This is a genomic window from Providencia vermicola (assembly GCF_020381325.1).
Classification (GTDB): domain Bacteria; phylum Pseudomonadota; class Gammaproteobacteria; order Enterobacterales; family Enterobacteriaceae; genus Providencia; species Providencia vermicola.
Window position 1 is genome coordinate 21174 of sequence record NZ_JAGSPI010000015.1, and the last position, 20414, is coordinate 41587.

Annotated in this window: 21 protein-coding genes, 1 pseudogene and 1 riboswitch; of the genes and pseudogenes, 8 read left to right on the forward strand and 14 right to left on the reverse strand. The window is 44.4% G+C overall.

The features are described 5' to 3' along the window. Positions 1-82: 82 nt before the first annotated feature. Together KDJ85_RS18615 and KDJ85_RS18620 are read left to right on the forward strand one after the other, a co-directional pair. A complete protein-coding gene (locus tag KDJ85_RS18615; protein WP_225820905.1) occupies positions 83-334 on the forward strand; it encodes a type II toxin-antitoxin system Phd/YefM family antitoxin in 252 nt (83 codons plus the stop codon). Continuing rightward, a pseudogene (locus KDJ85_RS18620) lies at positions 324-604 on the forward strand (type II toxin-antitoxin system RelE family toxin). The gene KDJ85_RS18615 and the pseudogene KDJ85_RS18620 overlap by 11 nt, the downstream one beginning before the upstream one ends. Before the next feature lie 59 nt (positions 605-663). Here the strand turns inward: KDJ85_RS18620 and thiH are convergent. From thiH to KDJ85_RS18680, 12 genes are all read right to left on the reverse strand, one after another. Continuing rightward, complete coding sequence (gene thiH / locus KDJ85_RS18625; RefSeq protein WP_225820906.1) at positions 664-1785, reverse strand: 2-iminoacetate synthase ThiH; 1122 nt, start codon at positions 1783-1785, stop codon at positions 664-666. Then, entirely contained in the window at positions 1782-2552 is a 771-nt protein-coding gene (locus tag KDJ85_RS18630; RefSeq protein ID WP_225820907.1) for a thiazole synthase, read from the reverse strand. Before KDJ85_RS18630 ends, thiH begins: the two co-directional genes overlap by 4 nt. A 2-nt stretch (positions 2553-2554) precedes the next feature. Next, positions 2555-2755, reverse strand: a complete 201-nt coding sequence (gene thiS / locus KDJ85_RS18635; RefSeq protein ID WP_225820908.1) for a sulfur carrier protein ThiS — start codon at positions 2753-2755, stop codon at positions 2555-2557. Further along, positions 2743-3501: a HesA/MoeB/ThiF family protein gene (locus KDJ85_RS18640; RefSeq protein WP_225820909.1), complete on the reverse strand. Its 759-nt coding sequence runs from the start codon at positions 3499-3501 to the stop codon at positions 2743-2745. Before KDJ85_RS18640 ends, thiS begins: the two co-directional genes overlap by 13 nt. A gap of 74 nt (positions 3502-3575) precedes the next feature. Then, entirely contained in the window at positions 3576-4241 is a 666-nt protein-coding gene (thiE, locus tag KDJ85_RS18645; protein ID WP_225820910.1) for a thiamine phosphate synthase, read from the reverse strand. Then, complete coding sequence (gene thiC / locus KDJ85_RS18650) at positions 4225-6210, reverse strand: phosphomethylpyrimidine synthase ThiC (protein WP_225820911.1); 1986 nt, start codon at positions 6208-6210, stop codon at positions 4225-4227. Before thiC ends, thiE begins: the two co-directional genes overlap by 17 nt. Before the next feature lie 146 nt (positions 6211-6356). Then, positions 6357-6468, reverse strand: a riboswitch (TPP riboswitch). A 232-nt stretch (positions 6469-6700) separates the two neighbouring features. Beyond that, the gene (locus KDJ85_RS18655; protein ID WP_225820912.1) at positions 6701-7363 is read right to left on the reverse strand and encodes an HAD family hydrolase; all 663 of its coding nucleotides are present in this window, start codon (positions 7361-7363) and stop codon (positions 6701-6703) included. Between the two features lie 18 nt (positions 7364-7381). Then, positions 7382-8398 carry an ABC transporter ATP-binding protein gene (locus KDJ85_RS18660; protein WP_225820924.1) on the reverse strand — a complete coding sequence of 339 codons (1017 nt, stop codon included), beginning with the start codon at positions 8396-8398 and terminating at the stop codon, positions 7382-7384. Continuing rightward, the gene (locus tag KDJ85_RS18665) at positions 8398-9222 is read right to left on the reverse strand and encodes an ABC transporter permease (protein ID WP_225820913.1); all 825 of its coding nucleotides are present in this window, start codon (positions 9220-9222) and stop codon (positions 8398-8400) included. Before KDJ85_RS18665 ends, KDJ85_RS18660 begins: the two co-directional genes overlap by 1 nt. Next, positions 9212-10114 carry an ABC transporter permease gene (locus tag KDJ85_RS18670; protein WP_225820925.1) on the reverse strand — a complete coding sequence of 301 codons (903 nt, stop codon included), beginning with the start codon at positions 10112-10114 and terminating at the stop codon, positions 9212-9214. Before KDJ85_RS18670 ends, KDJ85_RS18665 begins: the two co-directional genes overlap by 11 nt. After that, positions 10114-10929, reverse strand: coding sequence for an alkaline phosphatase family protein (locus KDJ85_RS18675; protein ID WP_225820914.1), 816 nt, complete (start codon positions 10927-10929; stop codon positions 10114-10116). The genes KDJ85_RS18670 and KDJ85_RS18675 overlap by 1 nt, the downstream gene beginning before the upstream one ends. 32 nt (positions 10930-10961) lie before the next feature. Continuing rightward, positions 10962-12014, reverse strand: a complete 1053-nt coding sequence (locus tag KDJ85_RS18680) for an ABC transporter substrate-binding protein (RefSeq protein WP_225820915.1) — start codon at positions 12012-12014, stop codon at positions 10962-10964. A gap of 265 nt (positions 12015-12279) precedes the next feature. Here KDJ85_RS18680 and nudC point away from each other — a divergent pair, with 265 nt between their 5' ends. From nudC to KDJ85_RS18710, 6 genes are all read left to right on the forward strand, one after another. Next, entirely contained in the window at positions 12280-13071 is a 792-nt protein-coding gene (gene nudC / locus KDJ85_RS18685) for an NAD(+) diphosphatase (protein WP_225820916.1), read from the forward strand. A gap of 92 nt (positions 13072-13163) precedes the next feature. Beyond that, complete coding sequence (gene hemE, locus KDJ85_RS18690; RefSeq protein WP_225820917.1) at positions 13164-14228, forward strand: uroporphyrinogen decarboxylase; 1065 nt, start codon at positions 13164-13166, stop codon at positions 14226-14228. Positions 14229-14336: 108 nt separating this feature from the next. Beyond that, the gene (gene nfi / locus KDJ85_RS18695) at positions 14337-15008 is read left to right on the forward strand and encodes a deoxyribonuclease V (protein WP_225820918.1); all 672 of its coding nucleotides are present in this window, start codon (positions 14337-14339) and stop codon (positions 15006-15008) included. 74 nt (positions 15009-15082) lie between these two features. Then, complete coding sequence (locus KDJ85_RS18700) at positions 15083-15670, forward strand: YjaG family protein (protein ID WP_225820919.1); 588 nt, start codon at positions 15083-15085, stop codon at positions 15668-15670. A gap of 199 nt (positions 15671-15869) precedes the next feature. Next, positions 15870-16142 carry an HU family DNA-binding protein gene (locus KDJ85_RS18705; RefSeq protein ID WP_004264522.1) on the forward strand — a complete coding sequence of 91 codons (273 nt, stop codon included), beginning with the start codon at positions 15870-15872 and terminating at the stop codon, positions 16140-16142. Positions 16143-16231: 89 nt separating this feature from the next. Continuing rightward, positions 16232-16858 carry a DUF1481 domain-containing protein gene (locus KDJ85_RS18710; protein WP_225820920.1) on the forward strand — a complete coding sequence of 209 codons (627 nt, stop codon included), beginning with the start codon at positions 16232-16234 and terminating at the stop codon, positions 16856-16858. 236 nt (positions 16859-17094) lie between these two features. On the opposite strand, the gene purD is transcribed toward KDJ85_RS18710, so the two are convergent. Beyond that, a complete protein-coding gene (gene purD / locus KDJ85_RS18715) occupies positions 17095-18378 on the reverse strand; it encodes a phosphoribosylamine--glycine ligase (RefSeq protein WP_225820921.1) in 1284 nt (427 codons plus the stop codon). A 17-nt stretch (positions 18379-18395) separates the two neighbouring features. Beyond that, complete coding sequence (gene purH, locus KDJ85_RS18720; RefSeq protein WP_225820922.1) at positions 18396-19985, reverse strand: bifunctional phosphoribosylaminoimidazolecarboxamide formyltransferase/IMP cyclohydrolase; 1590 nt, start codon at positions 19983-19985, stop codon at positions 18396-18398. Between the last annotated feature and the right edge of the window lie 429 nt (positions 19986-20414).

Consider the following 20414-nt stretch of genomic DNA (forward strand, 5'->3'; position numbering starts at 1 on the left):
TAAGTGGTATTGCAAAAAGTATCTTTAAAGGTGCTTTTACTAGTGCTTTTGTGGGTGTGAAATTTTAGTTTGGAGATAAAGCATGACTTATCAAATTTTGAGTGATACTGCTGCAAGTATCACTGATTTGAAAAAAAATCCAATGGGTATTATTGCTGAAGGTGAAGGCAACCCTGTTGCTATTCTTAATCGAAATGAACCGGCTTTTTATTGTGTTCCGCCTGACTTATTCGCGTGGTTTATGGAACTAGCAGAAGATGCAGAACTCAATAAGATTGCAGATGAGCGTGTACAATCACTCGATACTGTTAGTGTAGATCTCGATGACCTATAAACTCGAATTTGATAAACGTGCATTAAAGGAATGACAGAAATTAGCGCCTCCGATTAAGAATCAATTTTAAAAAAATTAGCGGAACGTCTTGAAAATCCTTTTGTGCTATCAGCTCAGCTGAGTGGTAAACACAATCGTTATAAAATAAAGCGACGCTCATTAGGCTACCGCTTGGTTTATGAAGTGATCAAGGACAAAATTATTTTACTGGTTATTGCTATCGGTAAAAGAGAAGGGAATGTGGTTTACTTTTCTTCTAATGAACGTTGACACGAGAAATTCTAAGGCATAGTCAATTAAAGGGCTAACATCGCGTTAGCCCTTTAAGTTTAACGACCCAAATAGCCATCCCAATCTTTCCAAACGGGTTGTAACCCTGCTTGTACGAGGGCGTTTGCCACCTGTGCCGCACTGCGGTTATCGTTAGGCGAAAACTGTTCTAACTCTTCTTTGGTATCTGCATAACCCCCTGGTTGGGTTTTAGAGCCTGCGCTGACATTATTAATCGCGAGTGGCACCACATGGTCGCGAAAATACGGTGACTCACGAGTAGACAGTGAAAGCTCAACATTGGGGGCTAGTAACCGAAAGGCACAAATGAGTTGAACCAATTCAGCTTCATTCATCAGTGATGCAGGCTCAACGCCACCCGCACAAGGTCGCAAACGCGGAAATGAAATGGAATAGCGGCTCTGCCAATAATATTGCTGCAAATACAGTAAATGCTCAGCCACCATGTAGCAATCGGTGCGCCAACTATTAGATAAACCAATTAATGCCCCAAGACCAATTTTATCCACACCGGCTTCACCAAGGCGTTCAGGGGTGGCTAAACGCCAGTGGAAATCTTGTTTTTTGCCCTTGAGGTGATGCAACTGGTAGGTTGGCTCATGGTATGTTTCTTGATACACCATCACGCCATCTAAGCCCAATGTTTTCAATTCCTTATATTCGTCAGTGCTTAATGGCTGCACTTCCATCATCAACGAACTGAAATAAGGGCGAATGATAGGCAAAGTATGGCGGAAATAATCCATCCCCACTTTACTTTGGTGTTCCCCTGTGACCAACAATAAGCTATCAAACCCAATTTTGCGGAGAGTTTCGCACTCATTGACTATCTCAGCATCATTGAGTGTTTTACGCTTGATTTTGTTACTCATCGAAAAACCACAGTAAGTACAGTCATTTGCGCAGAGATTGGATAAATAAAGAGGGACGTAAAACCCAACCGCATGACCAAAACGTTGGCGGGTGAGTCTTTGTGCTTTTTGCGCCATTGCCTCGACATAAGGGCGTCCAGCAGGGGAGAGCAGCGCCATAAAATCATCGAGGGTGAGGATATCACTCGCTAAAGCGTGTTCTACATCGTGAGCGGTTTTGCTGTTGATTCGCTGTGTTATGTCGTCCCAATCCAATGTACTTAAGCGCTCTTGGAAACGGGGGATCATGATAGTGCCCCCAAAAAGCTGGTGAGTGGGCTGGAAGCTTGGGCTTGTTGCTTCGGTGCCGCTAACCCACTTTGATAAGCCAGTTCAGCAGCCTCGACGGCAAGTTTAAAGGCTTTCGCCATTAAAATGGGTTGCTTGGCAACGGCAATCGCGGTATTCACCAACACCGCATCAGCTCCCATTTCGATAGCCTCTGCAGCGTGGCTCGGCGCGCCAATCCCCGCATCGACAATAACAGGCACGGTGGCTTGCTCGATAATAATCCGCAGCATCTCTTTAGTGGCTAAGCCTTTATTGGTACCGATAGGCGCACCTAATGGCATGACTGCTGCGCAGCCCACTTCTTCAAGACGGCGGCACAGTACAGGGTCTGCACTGCAATAAGGTAATACCACAAACCCTTCTTTGACAAGCTGCTCTGCGGCGAGCAGGGTTTCGATAGGGTCGGGTAATAAATAGCGCATATCAGGGTGAATTTCGAGTTTGACCCAGTTGGTGCCAAGTGCCTCTCGAGCAAGACGGGCAGCAAATACCGCTTCTTGGGCGTTTTTTGCCCCCGATGTATTGGGTAAAAGCTTTACGCCAAGCTCTTGAAGAGGTTGTAAAATACCATCATCCTGCCCACGCAAATTAATTCGTTTCATGGCCATGGTGACTAATTGGCTACCTGAGGCTTGAATGGCATCTTGCATTAGCCTGGCATTGGCAAACTTTCCTGTTCCCGTAAATAGGCGTGATTGAAAGGTAAAATCGGCGATTTTTAACATTGTTAGCCCCCAGCGATAGCTTGAAATAACAAGATATTGTCTTGGTCATTAATGAGATGAGAATCCCACTGACTCTTTGGAATGATCACTTGGTTGATAGCCAGCGCGGTGCCAGCTGTGGAGCGGCCTAGCGTCTCAAATAACTGGTTGACAGTCAGCGGGGCATCAAGCGCCATAGTTTGGTCATTAATTAGGATATGCATGTTTCTTCCCGACAAACTGGACATTGCAGCGAAGGTGTTAACTGCAAGGTGTTCCACTGTTGTTGTTTTCCATCGAATAAGCGTAGTTTTCCGCTTAAAGATGAAGGCAACCCGACAAGTAATTTAAGGGATTCAAGTGCTTGCAGCGTACCGATAACACCAACGACAGGCCCTAATACTCCCGCTGTGCGGCAGTTTCGCTCGGGTTCATCTTGATCGGGGTAAAGGCAGGCGTAACATCCTGAACTAAACGGCGGTTCGAGCACCATCAGCTGTCCACCAAAGCCCACGGCGCTACCACTAACGAGTGGCGTGTTGGTCATGACACAGGCGGCATTGACGGCATGGCGAGTTGCCATGTTATCGCAGCAATCAAGCACTAAATCGACCTGCTTGGCGAGTGGGATTAATGCCTCAACATCTAATTTTTGCACAATGGCTCGCGTTTTCACGAGCGGGTTGAGTTGATGAAGTCTCTTTGCGGCTAATCGGGCTTTTGGTTGTTCAATATCATCAGTATTGTAGAGCACTTGTCTTTGTAAATTAGAGACATGCAGGTTATCGTGGTCAGCGAGCCATAATTCGCCAACGCCTGCACCAGCTAAATAGAGGGATGCGGGAGAGCCTAACCCACCTAAACCGACAATCAGCACTTTGCTATTTTTCAGTTTTTGTTGCCCTTCAGGGCTAATGTCTTCAAGTAATAGCTGGCGGCTGTAACGCATGAATTCTTGGTCACTTAACATGATTAAATTCCTCGAATTATCAACCGTGTGTCTATTTCACTAAATACACGGCTAATTATTTGATTGTGAATTAATTAACAAGCGCGATGACGCTCAATTAAATTCAGTAACGTCTCAGTAGCAGCTCGCCAATCATCGGCTTTGGTAATCGCACTGACCAGTGCCACACTACCAACACCTGTTGCTAAAACAGCAGGTACGCGCTCAATGGAAATTCCACCAATGGCGACGGTTGGGTAATCAGGTGTAGCCTCAACCATTGCCTTTAGCGTTTCCAATCCTTGAGGAGATGATGGCATCTCTTTGGTTTGTGTGGGGAAAATATGCCCCATGGCAATGTAAGAGGGTCGCACAGATTTGGCGATGGCTAACTCATGTTCATCGTGGGTTGAAATGCCTAACCGAAGCCCTGCTTGGTGGATTGCCAGTAAGTCAGTGGTTTCCAGATCCTCTTGACCAAGGTGTACGCCGTAGGCGCCAAACTCCACGGCTAAGCGCCAGTAGTCGTTGATAAATAACCGTGCGTTATATTTTTTACCCAAAGTGATAGCTTTTTGAATATCATCACGCACGTCAGCATCCGCTTTGTCCTTGATGCGTAATTGAAGGGTGGAAACACCTGCACTAAGCAGGCGTTCAATCCATTCAACGGAATCGACGACAGGGTAAAGGCCGAGGTATTGCTCGGTTTCGGGAAATGGCGATGTTGGCGTAATAATAGGATTAGGCGATTTTTTCATTATCAGCAACCTCTGCACTCACAATTTCTGCGCCATGGTATAGCTCGCTGCCGTGGGCGCGGAAAGCTTCGGACATTTGTTCCATACCCGCTTCTTTTTCGTTTGCTTCTTTTTGGGCTGCGTAATCACGCACTTCTTGGGAGATTTTCATCGAACAGAATTTCGGCCCACACATTGAGCAGAAATGGGCAATTTTCCCCGAAGCTTGTGGCAAGGTTTCATCGTGATATTTACGTGCGGTTTCTGGGTCTAATGCCAAGTTAAATTGGTCTTCCCAACGGAATTCGAAACGTGCTTTTGACATTGCATTGTCGCGAATTTGTGCGCCTGGGTGGCCTTTGGCAAGGTCAGCGGCGTGCGCTGCAATTTTATAGGTGATAAGCCCTTGTTTAACATCGTCTTTGTTCGGTAAACCCAAATGCTCTTTTGGTGTGACATAGCAGAGCATTGCACAACCAAACCAACCGATCATGGCGGCACCAATACCTGAGGTAAAGTGGTCATAACCTGGTGCAATATCGGTTGTGAGCGGCCCTAAGGTATAGAACGGGGCTTCGTGGCAATGCTCCAGTTCTTCCGTCATGTTGCGGCGGATCATTTGCATTGGGACGTGGCCGGGGCCTTCAATCATCACTTGGACATCATATTCCCACGCAATCTTGGTTAACTCGCCAAGGGTATGAAGTTCGGCAAATTGGGCTTCGTCATTTGCATCTTGGATGGAACCAGGACGCAAGCCATCACCTAATGACAAGGAAACGTCGTAAGCGGCACAAATTTCACAGATTTCACGGAAGTTTTCGTACAGGAAGTTTTCTTGGTGATGAGATAAACACCATTTTGCCATGATAGAGCCACCGCGCGAGACAATACCTGTCAGGCGTTTCGCGGTCATTGGTACGTAACGCAGCAAGACTCCAGCATGGATAGTAAAGTAGTCAACGCCTTGTTCTGCTTGTTCTAATAACGTATCGCGGAACATTTCCCACGTCAGGTTTTCCGCTACTCCATTGACTTTTTCAAGGGCTTGGTAGATAGGGACTGTGCCGATGGGGACTGGGCTATTACGTAAAATCCATTCACGGGTTTCATGAATGTAACGGCCTGTGGACAAATCCATTACGGTATCTGCGCCCCAGCGCGTTGACCAAATCAGTTTTTCCACTTCTTCTTCGATGGATGAAGTGACTGATGAGTTACCAATATTGGCGTTCACTTTCACCAAGAAGTTACGGCCAATAATCATCGGCTCAGATTCAGGGTGATTGATATTGGCAGGGATAATGGCGCGACCCGCGGCGACTTCTTGGCGAACAAACTCTGGCGTGATATTTTCGGGCAAATTAGCCCCAAAGCCTTGCCCTGGATGTTGTTGCAGCAAAACCTCACCACGAATACGTTCACGGCCCATATTTTCGCGGATGGCGATAAACTCCATTTCTGGGGTGATGATGCCTTTACGGGCGTAGTGAAGCTGGGTGACGCATTTGTTGGTTTGTGCTTTTAATGGGTGTGGGCGGTTGTTAAAGCGTAAGTGGTCGAGACCTGCATCAGCGAGACGCTGTTGTGTGAAGTCAGAACTTAAGTTTTCGACTTCGGTGGTGTCTGAACGTTCGCTTATCCACGGAGCACGAATTTTTTTCAGGCCTTTGTGAACGTTGAGTTCTGATGCTGGGTCGCCGTAAGGGCCTGAGGTGTCGTAGATAGGAACGGGCTCGTTATCTTCAAATTGCGGGTTATCTTTGTCGCCACCTATGAGGGTTTGCGAAAGCTGGATTTCTCGCATCGGGACTTGAATATCGTCTCTTGAACCTTGGAGATAAATGCGTTCAGAATTTGGAAATGAAACGCCAGAAACGGTGTTGATAAAGTTTTCAGCGGCGTCACGTTGGGCCTTACGCGTGCGAGCAGGTGCTGCTTGTGGGGATAAATCAGCGGTCGGTATAACATTATTTGTAATATTGGACATAGCAATTTCCTGACATTGTCACGGCTATGATGCAAAACGCACCAAGCGGGTTTATCGAAAGAAAGTTGCTTGTCAGGAGTTCGGAGGAGTAATAAAAAGACGTTGCGTTTAAATTTTCACCAAAAGGAAAATGGCAAAAATGGCGCTGAGTGATTACTCTTGTTCCCTTCGCGGGTATTAACCCGATCAGGTTCCGCGGATCCCGAATTAACGGTCTCAGCCTGATGCTATGCATACTAGGCACTCCGACAAGAATTAATTAGTATAGAGAGCTTCCTGTGATTCTCAAGCTTTTTCCTCGTCATTCTTCGCGCGATAGGTGCGTTGGCCGCACTAAGCTACCCTAGTCACATACTTGTGTATGCTCCTAGGGATATCTTAGTTTGCCGCCTTCCTCTAGCACGAATAATTTAGAGGAACCTTTGAAAGGAAAGTTAGTTAAAACCTTAAAAATTAAAAATTAAAATCAAGGTTCGGATAACAATAAGGTTTATAAATTCCACTGATATTGAGGCCAATTATTTTCATTGGCGGCTTGAAGAAGTCGAGGGTCGCCGTTAACGATAAAGGTTTCATCGGCGAATTGGCACATCGGGAGGTCGTTGGCAGAGTCGGTGTAGAAATACACATATGCATCGGTGATTGGCTGGTGGCGGATCCATTCTAATAGGCGTTTAACCTTACCTTCCTTAAAGGTTGGAATACCATCAATTTCGGTCGTATAGCAGCCATTTTGCTGCTTAATATCAATGCCCATGGCGACATCGGCATTGAGTTGAGCTGCGATCTTTTTGACAATAAATGAAACGGTTGCAGAGATCACAATAATCGGGATCCCCTTGGCGCGGTAGCGGGCGATCGTTTGACTCGCTTCAGGGTAGATCTTTGGTAAAACCACGCTTTGTACGAAATCATCCAGCCAGATATCCACTTGTTCCGTTTTGATATTGGCGAGGTTTTGCAGGTTAAAACGCAGGTAAGTCGGCATATCCAAAGTGCCTGCATTATACTGCGCCATCATGGCTTTATCGGCTTCCACAAACTGTGGGTCACTGATGATTTGCTTATCCCACAGGTATTGTGTCCACAATACGCTGCTATCCCCTTGAATCAACGTATCATCTAAGTCAAAAATGGCTAATTGGTTTTGCATTATATTCCTATCGTATGATTAGCTAAATGCGCGAATTTCATTTTTATTAAACATTAACTCAAGGCGGGAGCCAGGTTCAAATAAACGTTCAGAAGAGCGATTGAGTAGGTCAACAGTCATATCTCCTACAGGGGTATTCACGCTATAACGAATAATATTGCCAAGTAACTGATGATCTAAAATTACGGCATCCACAGGGTGAGAAATATGTGTACCGTATTGGCGACCCGCTTCTTTCACATAAATAGATTCAGGGCGGATGGCGAGTGTACCCTGTAAATTTAACCCTAACATGGTATTGGCTTTGTGAGCATCCACCAAATTGTAGTGACCCATAAAACGAGCAACAAACTCGTTCGCTGGCTGGGTATAAATATTCTCTGCCGTATCACTTTGTACGATCTGCCCTTTATTCATCAAAAAGATCCTATCAGACATGATCATCGCTTCGTCTTGGTCATGGGTGACAAAAATCGTCGTTAGCCCAAGTTCCCGCTGAATATGACGAATTTGTTGGCGCAAATGCTTACGAATGCGCGCATCAAGGGCGGATAACGGCTCGTCGAGTAATAAAATTTGCGGTTTCATTACGAGCGCCCTTGCTAGGGCCACGCGTTGACGCTGACCGCCTGACAATTGGTGAGGAAATTGCTGCTCTTTACCTTGTAATTCAACTAGTTCAATTACTTCTGCAACGGCTTTGGTTCTTTCGTTACTATCAATTTTACGTATTTTTAAGCCGAACGCGATATTGTCTGCGACGGTCATGTTGGGGAATAGCGCATAGCTTTGAAACACCATGCCCACACCACGTTGTTGGGCAGGTTGGTGGGTAATATTTTTGCGGTTAATATAAAGTTCACCATTATTAGGTTGCTCAAGGCCTGCAATACAGCGTAATAAAGTTGATTTCCCGCAACCACTTGGCCCTAATAGGGTGATAAATTCGCCTTTTTCAATGGTAAATTGAATATCAGTGAAGACCTGATTTGACCCGAAAGATTTTGTTAAGTTTTCAGCAATAACATAGCTCATCATTCATCTCCTGAACGATTTAAACGCATTGCTAACCACGTCAGCAATAACGTAAATAAGAAGTAAGACATCACTAGTGCAGAAGTGAAGTGCCCACTGGTTTGGCGCATATTGAATAAGTAAATTTGCAGGGTCTCATAACGTGTTCCCACTAAAATATTGGCAAACACAAACTCACCCATCAAAAATGAAAATGAAATTAATAATGAAACCAACATGCCTTTGCGAATATTTGGCAGCACAATCATCATGAAAGCGTTGAAGGTATTTGCCCCTAGCAAATGTGCCGCATCCATCAGATCATGTAAGTTAATCCCTTGAAAACTATTGGCGAGGGCGCGGTACATAAATGGCAGTGTGATGGTGAAATAGGTGCCAATTAAGATCCATGGCGTGCCCACTAACATAAATGGTTCATCCGCAAAAATTTGCAATAAACCGACGGACGATACTACGGGGGGGATTGCAAAAGGGAGGATAATCAATAAATCCATCAGCCCTTTTAGCTTGGGAAAGCGATAAAACACGGCAAATGTCATCGGTAAAATGACCAAGGTGCTGATTAACAGCGTGCCAAAACAGATAATCAAGGAGCGTCCAAATGCCATTAAAAACCGTGGGTCTTGCCATAATTGCAGATACCATTTTATAGATAATGCATCGGGTAACACGGTTGCGCCCCAAGAACTGGCAATGGAATACACAAACGTAGCAATAATAGGCAGCGCTAATAAGCTGGCAACACTGATTAACACTAACTTATGAAACCATAATCCAGAGTTCTTATTGGTTATGATAGGGCTAATCACATTGTTATTTTGCATGGTAGCTCCGTTTGATTAACCAATGATGGATACCAGTGATAAACCCTAAGATAGCGATAAGCAGGACAGATAACGCCGCCGCCATATTTGGCTCGAGGAATAAATCACCAGACACTAAACTGGCAATACGTATGGTCACAAGGTTGTAGTTACCGCTGGTTAACGCATAGGTACTGGCGTACGCGCCCATCGCATTGGCAATTAAGATAATAAAAGTGCCAAGTAAAGCTGGGGAAAGCACTGGAATAGCCACTTTCAACCAGTAGGTCAATTTGCTGGCCCCCATGGTTTTTGCCGCATCTTCCCACTCAGGTTTGAGGGCATCAAAGGCAGGGTAGAGCAACAATACACCGAGTGGAATTTGAAAATAGACATAAAGCAGCATTAACCCGCTGGCGCTGTAGATATTAAAATCTTCGATAATTCCCCACGCTTTGAGCTGCAAAGTGATTGCGCCATTAAAGCCCAAAATAATGATAAACGCGAAGGCCAGCGGAACGCCGCTAAAGTTACTTGCCATGGTGGTGAATGAAATCATCATTCGGCGCACCTTGCCTTGCATCTTGTAGATAGAAAAGGCAGTAATGCTTGCGATAAGCAAACCGATTAGGCTACAAATCAACGATAACCATAAGGTATTTTCGAAGGCTTGCAGGTAAAAATCATTGGTAAATATGTCGAGGTAATTACCTAAGGACCAGGCTTCTTCATAGATAAAACTGTTGATAAACACCCAAATCATCGGGGCGAATTGAAATAGGCCAAACAATACAAAAAAGGGCAACAAGAGTAATGCTGCGCGCCAATGAAAACGGGCAAAGGTTTTTTTTAACATGGCCATTTTCCCCTGCTGTGGTTGGGCTTGCTCGTAGGGCGCAGTCAGGTCAGCCATCATGCATCTCCTTGTAATAATGCATCACACACAGGCTTGTCGAGCGGATCGATACCCAATAAACGGCAGACTGTGCCACAAATATCGGTTTGCTGAATATCACAAGGTTGATGAGCAAACTTTGAACCGATAACAAACAGCGGAACCAAACACTCTTCAGGAAGTGTGCCGCCATGGCTACGGTCATTGTTCATGCCATGATCGCTTGTGACAAGAATTTGATAGCCTTGCTCAATCCATGTTGGGATGTAATTCGACAAAATAATATCGGCATGGCGAGCTGCATTGCGGTATTGCGGTGAATCAAATCCGAACTTGTGCCCTGTATCATCGATATTCATTGGGTGAATCAATAAAAAGTCAGGGTTAAATTGGCTACGCAAATATTCAGCATCCAGCAAGAGATGGTCATCGGGGTAGCTGTCTATTTGATAAAAGCAGCCGTGCTGAATAGTGAGCAATTCATCGTGCGTAAAACGGTCGCGAGTCGCCACGAAGGGTGCGCGGTTATATAGCTCGCTTACCCAATAATAAGCGGCAGCTGCTGTGGTTTTACCCGCAAGACGTGCAAGAGAGAAAATGCTGTCAAAGTGGGATAAACGTACAATCTCATTGTTGACGATCCCGCTTTTCACTGGTGGTATACCCGTTAAAATGCATTCATACAACGGGCGAGACATGGAAGGGAGTTCGCACTCTAATTGATAAAGTGTTGCGCTATCGGCTTTGATAAGTCCATTGAGATAGCCCATACACTGATGGGCTACTGAATAACTTAAACCGTCTAGGACAACAAGTATGACTTTTTCAGACATCAGACTTTTATTCCTAAATTCAACAAATTCAATTATTGCTGGTGGATCAGAACTTGTTGTTGCCACATTTTTGGTAAATTACGCGATGATTTTTCCCAGCCGTCAGCATCTTTAATTGGCTGAACATTTTTATACTGTTCTTCTGGTAGTAATTTTGCTTTAACATCATCAGGTAATGTCAGATATTGGGCGCGAATTGGACGAGCATAGCCTTCTGCCAGGTTCAACTGACCTTTATCACTGAAAATAAATTCACGTGCTAACTTGGCTGCATTTGGGTTTTTTGCAAATTTATTGATGATAGTGGTGTAGCCAGAGATCACTGAACCATCGGATGGAATGACAACAGTAAAACGATCGCGGTTGATCTGATCGCGATAATTCAAGGCGTTAAAGTCCCATAAGATCCCAACTTCCACTTCACCTTTTTCAATATTTGCAACGGTAGGGTCATTTACAGAGAGGCGCTTTTGCTTTGCTAACTCAGCAAATAACTCAATGGCAGGTTTAAGGTTATTTTCATCACCACCGCGGGCAAATGCAGCGGCTAAAACGGCATTATTGGCTTGTGCTGCAATACCAACATCACCTACGGTGACTTTGTATTTGCCTTTTAACAAGTCATCCCAACTTTTTGGTGCATCTTTAACTAAGTCATTATTAATCATAAAGGCAATTGAACCGGTATAGGCTAATGCCCAGTGGCCGTCTTTATCTTTTGCCCAATCAGGAATTTGTGACCATGTGGTGGGTTTATAAGGCTGGGTGACCCCTTTTTGTACCGCTACAGGGCCAAACGATGCGCCGACATCGCCAATATCTGCTGTTGCGTTATTTTTTTCGGCGGCAAATTTGGCAATTTCTTGTGCAGAACTCATGTCCGTATCTTGGTGTTTTAAGCCATATTGCGTGGCTAAATCTTGCCAAGTTCCTTTCCAGTTTGCCCAAGAATCAGGCATCCCAACGCTGTAAACTTGCCCTTCTTTTTTCGCTGCATTGATTAACTCTGTTAAATTAGCATCAGCAGCAAATGTCATACTGGATGCGGTCAGTGATAGTAAAATCGCAGGAACGATAGCTTTCATTGTTTTCTCACTTTTGAGGAACGGTGAACCAGATTGGTTACTGAGCATCCTAATTTTAATAAGTGACAGTGAGTTGACCGTTTTATGACAGTTTTTAGACATTTTAAGGGATGAATTGTCTAAAAAGTGTCAAAATTGACAGAGATAGGAAATGAAACAAACGTTTGAATGACATTGTGTCAAAGAAGTGTATTGTGTGATTCGAAACTGATTTTTTATCGACACCCTTTTTATCAACAACAAAAAGCCAATAAAGATAGATAAAATGAATAAATTAACGTTAGTAGGAACAGAAAGTGGCTGGTGGTTCGTCTGTTTCGCTGGTCGATTGTGGTTACCAAAAGGGGATATTCCACGCGGCAGTGCTAAAGACTATTCATTAGAAGGTAAAAACGCGACGCCAATCGGTGAATGGCAAGGGGAAATTGTCTGGCTGATCGCAGAAAAAATGCCATCAGATATGGCGTCTCCGCGGGTTGTTGCTGCGCAAGATGAAGGCTTATTCCGCCTGGCAGGGCGCGGCGTACAATTGGCTGAATTCTATCGTTCCCACCGCTATTGTGGTTACTGTGGTACGGCAATGCGCCACAGTGCAACAGAATGGGCGTGTTTATGTGATCATTGCCATGAGCGTTATTACCCGCAAATTGCCCCTTGTATTATCGTAGGGATCCGTCGTGATGACCATATTCTCTTGGCGCAGCACCGTCGTCATTCCCAAAACCCATTATTTACCGTATTAGCAGGTTTTGTTGAGGTGGGTGAAACATTAGAAGAAGCCGTTATGCGCGAAGTCATGGAAGAAAGCCAGATAAAAGTGAAAAATATTCGCTATGTCTCTTCACAGCCATGGCCTTTCCCTCATTCCTTAATGATGGGCTTCCTTGCAGATTATGAGAGTGGTGATATTCAGGTTGATCCAAATGAGTTAGTTAGTGCAAATTGGTATCATTACAATGACTTACCGCTTATCCCTCCTGGGGATACTATCGCAAGGCGCTTAATTGAGGACACAGTAGCGCTATGTCGTCAAAGTGAGTACGAATCGGACAAATAGCAGTGCGCTGATATTGTTGCCTTTTACATGTTACAATAGCCATCTTTGCTTATAGCCATTTGCGGCGGCCACTAATAATAATGGAGTAAATAATGACTGAGTTAAAAAATGACCGCTATCTACGTGCTCTGCTACGTCAGCCTGTAGATGTGACCCCGGTATGGATGATGCGTCAAGCGGGGCGTTATTTGCCTGAATACAAAGCAACGCGTGCCGAGGCTGGTGATTTTATTGCGCTGTGCAAAAATACTGAGCTTGCGTGTGAAGTGACATTGCAGCCATTACGCCGTTTTCCATTAGATGCCGCAATTTTATTCTCTGATATCCTAACTATCCCTGATGCCATGGGGCTTGGGCTGTATTTTGAAACAGGTGAAGGCCCACGTTTTCAAAAACCGATTACCTGTGCAGCGGATGTGAAAAACATCCCAATTCCTGACCCTGAAATGGAGTTGGGATATGTGATGGATGCTGTTCGCGCCATTCGTAAAGCCCTTGAAGGGAATGTTCCACTGATTGGTTTCTCAGGAAGCCCATGGACATTAGCCACTTACATGGTGGAAGGTGGCAGCAGTAAAGCCTTCACTAAAATCAAAAAAATGATGTATGAAGACCCGAATACACTGCATTTATTACTGGATAAACTGGCAGATAGCGTCATCTTATACTTAAATGCGCAAATTCGTGCGGGCGCACAATCCATCATGATTTTTGATACATGGGGTGGTGTATTAACTAAACGTGATTATTTACAGTTCTCTCTGAATTATATGCATAAGATCATTGATGGATTAATTCGTGAAAACGATGGCCGTCGTGTGCCAGTTACCTTGTTCACCAAAGGTGGCGGGCAGTGGTTAGAAGAAATGGCTGCAACTGGTTGTGATGCATTAGGCCTTGATTGGACAACAGAAATTGCTGATGCGCGCCGCCGTGTTGGCGATAAAGTTGCGCTGCAAGGCAATATGGATCCGTCTATGTTGTATGCGCCACCTGCACGTATTGAAGACGAAGTGCAAAATATTCTGTCTGGTTTTGGCCACGGCGAAGGGCATGTTTTCAACTTAGGTCACGGCATCCATCAGGATGTGCCACCTGAGCATGCAGGCGCATTTGTTGATGCGGTTCACCGTTTCTCTCGCCAATATCATCAGTAGTCATCATTTCTTGATGTTCTTGATTTGTGGTGTATTTATAGAACCTTGTAAGTACACCATTATCATCTATGATTAAGAATAATTAAGTATCGAAGCATTGGATGCGCTATGGTTTTAGATACTCAACAGCTACGAAAAGAACAAACTAGCCAAGCCTCAAAAATCATTTTGCAGGATGAGTTTCCATCATTGAAACTGATTGGTGGGGCGGATGTGGGCTTTGAACAACAAGGCTCAATTACCCGTGCAGTGATCGTTGTGCTGTCTTGGCCGCAGTTAGAACTCGTTGAGTATCAAATAGCACGAATCCCGACTCAGTTGCCTTATATACCTGGGTTACTTTCTTTTCGTGAAGTGCCTGGTTTAATGGCTGCGTGGGAAAAAATACAGCACAAGCCTGAATTAGTCCTTGTGGATGGGCAAGGTATTGCTCACCCAAGGCGCTTTGGTGTAGCTTGCCATTTTGGTTTGCAGGCCAATGTTGCAACGATAGGCGTTGCAAAAAGTCGTTTATGTGGTGATGCTGCCGAATTAGGTGACTCTCCCGAAAGTGTTCAGCCATTAATGGCAGGGGAAAATCAACTCGGTTGGGTATTGCGGAGCAAAAAACGCTGCAAACCATTATATGTTTCGCCGGGGTATAAAGTCGGTTTTTCGTCTTCCTTATCGTGGGTTAAGCAGTGTCTAAAGGGTTATAGGTTGCCTGAACCAACACGTTTTGCTGACGGAATTGCATCAAATCGAACGTTTTTTAAGCGAATGAATGAGAAAATCAGCTAATTATCAGCAAAATATGTGGCATTGACAGATTTTCAGGTAAACTGCGAAGTATTAAGATTGATGAGTCAGAAATTATGTTAAGAAATCCCATTCATTTGAGGTTGGAAAAATTAGAAAGCTGGCAACATACAACTTTCATGGCAAGTTTATGTGAAAGAATGTATCCCAACTTTCAGATGTTTTGTCAGCAAACTGAATTTGCCGATGCAAAAGTTTATCGTTCCATCCTTGATTTAGTTTGGGAAACTTTGGTCATTAAAGATAGCAAAGTCAATTTCGACAGTCAGTTAGAGAAATTAGAAGAAATTATCCCATCAGCAGATGATTTCGATATGTATGGTGTGTATCCAGCTATTGATGCCTGTATTGCATTAGGTGAAATCATTCACTCAAAATTGAGTGGAGAAACCCTTGAGCACGCAATATTGGTTAGCGAAGCCTCCATTCGTACGGTTGCCATGCTCGAAATGACTCAAGCAGGGCGGGAAATGACAGATGAAGAACTTAAAGAAATTCCTGCAATTGAAGAAGAGTGGGATATCCAGTGGGACATTTTCCGTTTACTGGCAGCTTGTGAAGAGCGCGACTTAGAGTTAATTAAAGGATTAAAATCTGACCTTCGCGAAGCGGGGGTGAGCAATATAGGTATTACTTTTGGCTAATTTTTGCGTTTTCGTTATCGAAAACGTGACTTAGCGCAGTAATGCTGAGTACTAAGACTTCACATTTGCCCCTACTCTGGTCTACATTTAGGGGCGAGAAGAAGTGGCTATCGGGGGCGTGTATCAGGGGCTGTCAATTTGGCATATCCGACGCACTCGATGCTTTGCAAACGATAAACACACTGTGTAAGGATAATTTATGAATAAGACTGAATTAGTTGATGCTATCGCAGAATCAGCAGACCTGACCAAAGTTCAGGCAAAAGCAGCTTTAGAATCTACTCTGAATGCTATTTCTGAAACGCTGAAAAAAGGCGAGCAAGTACAACTGGTCGGTTTCGGTACTTTTAAAGTTAGCCACCGCGCTGCTCGTACTGGTCGTAACCCACAAACTAAAGCAGAAATTCAAATTCCTGCGACAACTGTGCCAGCTTTCTCTGCCGGTAAAGCACTGAAAGAAGCTGTAAAATAAGTACATTGTACAGTCGAATTATCAGAGGGGGTAAAAAACTACCCCTTTTGTTTATTCAAAAAGGGTTGCTGGTATTGGGAACTCTCTCAATGCTAAGCGCCTGTTCCTCGAATGCACCAAAACTCCCAGAGTTTAGTGCAAGCGGTTTTATTGCCGATGATGGCGTCATTCGTATGTGGCGGCTGAACGATGCAAAAAGCCAACCGATTGTTCTGATGGTGGTTTATAGCCCCTATAAAGGCACAGATACGTCCGTTAATTTCTTCGAATACCGTTCTGGTAATCTCTGGCAAATTCGTAGCCAAATTTTGAACCAAAAAGGCGGCGATATTACGGAACAGTTACGCTTCGATAAAAATAATGATGTTATTTTTATGCAGCGTGCTCAGGATGGTACTAAAACACCTCTTTCTACCGATGAAATCACGCGCTGGCGCTTTGAAGCCGCTCGGGTACTTGAGACCAACACCGCGCTTATCGTGGGTGGGGTTAAACTTTATCAAGGGCGTTGGCAGCAAGGTAAGGTGACGACTTGTGAAGGTGATGTGAGAGACGTGACTTTTGAACCATATGCTGAAAACTGGTTACAAAGCCGTGCAAAAGTGTGGCATTCTCAGCTGAATTTGGCGTGGTTAGAATCCTCAGAGGGGAATCAACTTTTGATGGTGGCGGATACGGATTTTTGCCGCTGGCAACCTTCTAAAGATTCACTCTAATTTCACCGCTCGTCGTCTTTCAAATCCTAGCGTTGTTGGCTTCGGTGACTTAACCCAGTCACATAGTTATCTATGCCCCTGGGCATAAGTAACCTTGCCGACTAGCTATGCTTCGAAATACTTAGAGCCATTGTCTGTGTGAATGTTCAAAGGCAAAAACAAGTTCAAAAAATAGAAAATAAAAAACTGATAAAAGTTTCCTCTTATCAGTTTAGGGAATGGTTTAGTGCTTTGTATTACTTAATACGTGCGATGGCGCGGTAGCCGATATCGTTGCGATAGAAGCTATCATTCCAGTGAATGTTTTTAGCGGCTTCATACGCTTTTGTTTGGGCTTTCTCGATATCATCACCCAGTGCCGTTACGCATAATACACGGCCACCGGCGGTAACCACTTCGTCATCTTTCATGCGGGTACCTGCATGGAACACTTTGCTATCAGCGGCTTCAATGGTTGGTAATCCAGAAATAGCATCACCATTTCGGTAATCCCCAGGGTAACCCCCTGCAGCAATGACAACCCCTAAAGCAGGGCGCTCATCCCACAGCGAATCTTTACCAGCCAGTTCCCCTTTTGCTCCTGCTAAGCACAGTGCAACTAAGTCTGATTGTAAACGCATCATGATAGGTTGTGTTTCAGGATCGCCAAAGCGGCAGTTAAATTCGATAACTTTTGGATTACCCGATTTATCAATCATTAATCCAGCGTATAAGAAGCCTTGGTAACGGTTACCTTCTTGATCCATACCTTTAACGGTTGGGTAAATAACGTGTTCCATAACACGCTGATGGACTTCATCAGTGACAACAGGAGCAGGAGAGTAAGCCCCCATACCACCTGTATTGAGGCCTGTATCACCATCACCAACGCGTTTATGGTCTTGGCTCGTTGCCATTGGGATGACATTCTCCCCATCGACCATCACGATAAAGCTGGCTTCTTCACCATCAAGAAACTCTTCAATCACAATACGGTGTCCTGCATCGCCAAAGGCATTGCCTGCTAACATATCTTGCACAGCGTCTTTTGCTTCTTGCAGTGTCATCGCGACAATAACACCTTTGCCCGCCGCTAAGCCATCAGCTTTAATCACGATAGGTGCGCCGACTTTATCTAAATACGCTAACGCGGGTTCCACTTCTGTGAAATTTTCATAGGCCGCAGTCGGAATATGATGGCGAGCTAAAAAGTCCTTAGTAAATGCTTTTGAACCTTCAAGTTGTGCTGCCCCTTTTGTTGGGCCAAAAATTGTTAAGCCAGCCGCTTTAAATGCATCAACAACGCCAATCACTAAAGGGGCTTCAGGGCCGACAATCGTTAAATCGATTTGTTTTTCTTTGGCGAACTGCAGCAGGCCATCAATATCAGTAGCAGAAATATTCACATTTTCGATAGCAGGCTCAAGCGCTGTTCCTGCGTTACCTGGTGCAACATAAACTTTCTTTGCTAAAGGCGATTGCGCCGCTTTCCACGCTAATGCGTGTTCACGACCACCACCGCCAATAATTAATATATTCATGAATAATCTCCTAATAATTAGTGACGGAAATGGCGCATATTAGTGAAAATCATCGCAATACCATGTTCATTTGCCGCAGCAATGACTTCTTCATCACGAATTGAGCCACCTGGCTGAATAACACAAGTCACACCAACGGCAGCCGCCGCATCGATACCATCGCGGAATGGGAAGAAAGCATCTGAGGCCATCGCACAGCCTGCAACTTCTAAACCTTCGTCGGCCGCTTTGATCCCCGCAATTTTAGCTGAGTACACACGGCTCATTTGGCCTGCACCAATCCCGATGGTCATGTCATTTTTAGAATAAACAATCGCATTTGACTTAACGAATTTCGCGACTTTCCAGCAGAATAGGGCATCTTTTAGTTCACGTTCAGTAGGTTGGCGTGTCGTAACAACGCGTAGTTCTTCTTTTTCTACCATGCCTAAATCACGGTCTTGGACTAATAAACCACCGTTGACGCGTTTGAAATCTAAGCCTGCAACGGGTTTATTCCATTCGCCACAAACAAGTACGCGAACATTTTGTTTGGTTTCAAGAATCGGTAATGCATCACTTGCTACTGAAGGTGCAATAATGACTTCAACAAATTGACGTTCAATAATAGCTTGTGCAGTTGTTTTATCTAACTGACGGTTAAACGCGATGATACCGCCAAACGCAGAGGTTGGGTCAGTTTTGAATGCATTATCATAAGCTGTATGAATATCTTTGCCGATAGCGACACCACAAGGGTTAGCGTGTTTTACAATCACACAGGCAGGTTCGTCGAATGACTTCACACATTCTAGAGCGGCATCGGTATCGGCGATATTATTATAAGAAAGCGCTTTGCCTTGAATTTGCTGTGCGGTTGCAATCGATGCTTCTTTTGGATTTTCTTCTATATAGAAAGCGGCATCTTGGTGGCTGTTTTCGCCATAACGCATATCTTGTTTTTTGATAAAGTTTAAATTCAAGGTGCGAGGGAAACGACCAGAAGGCTGCGTGGTATCACCATAATAAGGGGCAACTAACTCGCCAAAGTAGTTCGCTATCATGCTGTCGTAAGCGGCGGTGTGTTCAAACGCTTTTATGGCCAAGTCAAAACGGGTTGCCCAATTCAGCGAATTTTGGTGGTCATCCATTTCATCAATAATAGTTTGGTAGTCATTGCTGTTGACTACGATCGCAACGTCTTTATGATTTTTAGCCGCAGAGCGCACCATGGTTGGGCCCCCGATATCGATATTCTCAACTGCATCTTCTAGTGTGCAGTTTGGTTTTGCTACAGTTTGAGCAAAAGGGTATAAATTCACAACAACCATATCAATAGGCGAAATATCATGTTCTTGCATGATTGCGTCATCAGTGCCACGACGCCCTAAAATGCCACCATGAACTTTCGGGTGCAACGTTTTTACGCGGCCATCCATCATTTCAGGGAATCCCGTGTAATCTGAAACTTCAGTTACGGTAAGGCCTGATTCTGCGAGGAGCTTCGCAGTACCGCCTGTTGATAGAAGCTCAACACCACGTTCGGAAAGCGCTTTAGCGAATTCAACAACCCCTGTTTTATCAGACACACTAAGCAGGGCACGACGAATAGGACGAAGCAGTTGCATGAGATAGATCCCTTGGATTTGAATAAATAAGGCAATACGAATATCAATGAGTGAAAAGCCATTGGCTCTTCTTATATACCTACTTATAAAAGCGGAATTTGATTGCTTCTTCAATAGCGATATATAAGTCACTAACAATTTCAGAACATAAAAACAAAATTAATGCTGAAATTTCGCGCTAATTATAACGCAAACGTTTGCGTAATGCGCGATAAATTTTAAATTATTTTCACTGTGTGGATAACTTAGTGGATAAGTCAGTATAAGTAGGGGTTTTGCTGTGGAATGCAGCAGTTGAATAAAAAAATGCAAAAAAGGGGTTGCCAGATTTTTCTGACTCCCTATAATGCGCATCCACTGACCGGGAACAAGACAACGCAAAGCGCGGTGAACACTGAAACGGCAGCGAGAGATTCTGAAAAGAAAAAG

Excerpts from the sequence above, each read along its gene's own strand:
- thiC (WP_225820911.1), bottom strand. The coding sequence starts at position 6,210 with ATGTCCAATATTACAAATAATGTTATACCGACCGCTGATTTATCCCCA.
- KDJ85_RS18670 (WP_225820925.1), bottom strand. The coding sequence starts at position 10,114 with ATGGCTGACCTGACTGCGCCCTACGAGCAAGCCCAACCACAGCAGGGG.
- thiE (WP_225820910.1), bottom strand. The coding sequence starts at position 4,241 with ATGAAAAAATCGCCTAATCCTATTATTACGCCAACATCGCCATTTCCC.
- KDJ85_RS18665 (WP_225820913.1), bottom strand. The coding sequence starts at position 9,222 with ATGCAAAATAACAATGTGATTAGCCCTATCATAACCAATAAGAACTCT.
- nudC (WP_225820916.1), top strand. The coding sequence starts at position 12,280 with ATGAATAAATTAACGTTAGTAGGAACAGAAAGTGGCTGGTGGTTCGTC.
- nfi (WP_225820918.1), top strand. The coding sequence starts at position 14,337 with ATGGTTTTAGATACTCAACAGCTACGAAAAGAACAAACTAGCCAAGCC.
- KDJ85_RS18675 (WP_225820914.1), bottom strand. The coding sequence starts at position 10,929 with ATGTCTGAAAAAGTCATACTTGTTGTCCTAGACGGTTTAAGTTATTCA.
- purD (WP_225820921.1), bottom strand. The coding sequence starts at position 18,378 with ATGAATATATTAATTATTGGCGGTGGTGGTCGTGAACACGCATTAGCG.
- KDJ85_RS18700 (WP_225820919.1), top strand. The coding sequence starts at position 15,083 with ATGTTAAGAAATCCCATTCATTTGAGGTTGGAAAAATTAGAAAGCTGG.
- KDJ85_RS18640 (WP_225820909.1), bottom strand. The coding sequence starts at position 3,501 with ATGTTAAGTGACCAAGAATTCATGCGTTACAGCCGCCAGCTATTACTT.
- hemE (WP_225820917.1), top strand. The coding sequence starts at position 13,164 with ATGACTGAGTTAAAAAATGACCGCTATCTACGTGCTCTGCTACGTCAG.
- KDJ85_RS18710 (WP_225820920.1), top strand. The coding sequence starts at position 16,232 with ATGCTAAGCGCCTGTTCCTCGAATGCACCAAAACTCCCAGAGTTTAGT.
- KDJ85_RS18655 (WP_225820912.1), bottom strand. The coding sequence starts at position 7,363 with ATGCAAAACCAATTAGCCATTTTTGACTTAGATGATACGTTGATTCAA.
- KDJ85_RS18615 (WP_225820905.1), top strand. The coding sequence starts at position 83 with ATGACTTATCAAATTTTGAGTGATACTGCTGCAAGTATCACTGATTTG.
- thiH (WP_225820906.1), bottom strand. The coding sequence starts at position 1,785 with ATGATCCCCCGTTTCCAAGAGCGCTTAAGTACATTGGATTGGGACGAC.
- KDJ85_RS18680 (WP_225820915.1), bottom strand. The coding sequence starts at position 12,014 with ATGAAAGCTATCGTTCCTGCGATTTTACTATCACTGACCGCATCCAGT.
- purH (WP_225820922.1), bottom strand. The coding sequence starts at position 19,985 with ATGCAACTGCTTCGTCCTATTCGTCGTGCCCTGCTTAGTGTGTCTGAT.
- KDJ85_RS18660 (WP_225820924.1), bottom strand. The coding sequence starts at position 8,398 with ATGAGCTATGTTATTGCTGAAAACTTAACAAAATCTTTCGGGTCAAAT.
- KDJ85_RS18630 (WP_225820907.1), bottom strand. The coding sequence starts at position 2,552 with ATGTTAAAAATCGCCGATTTTACCTTTCAATCACGCCTATTTACGGGA.
- thiS (WP_225820908.1), bottom strand. The coding sequence starts at position 2,755 with ATGCATATCCTAATTAATGACCAAACTATGGCGCTTGATGCCCCGCTG.
- KDJ85_RS18705 (WP_004264522.1), top strand. The coding sequence starts at position 15,870 with ATGAATAAGACTGAATTAGTTGATGCTATCGCAGAATCAGCAGACCTG.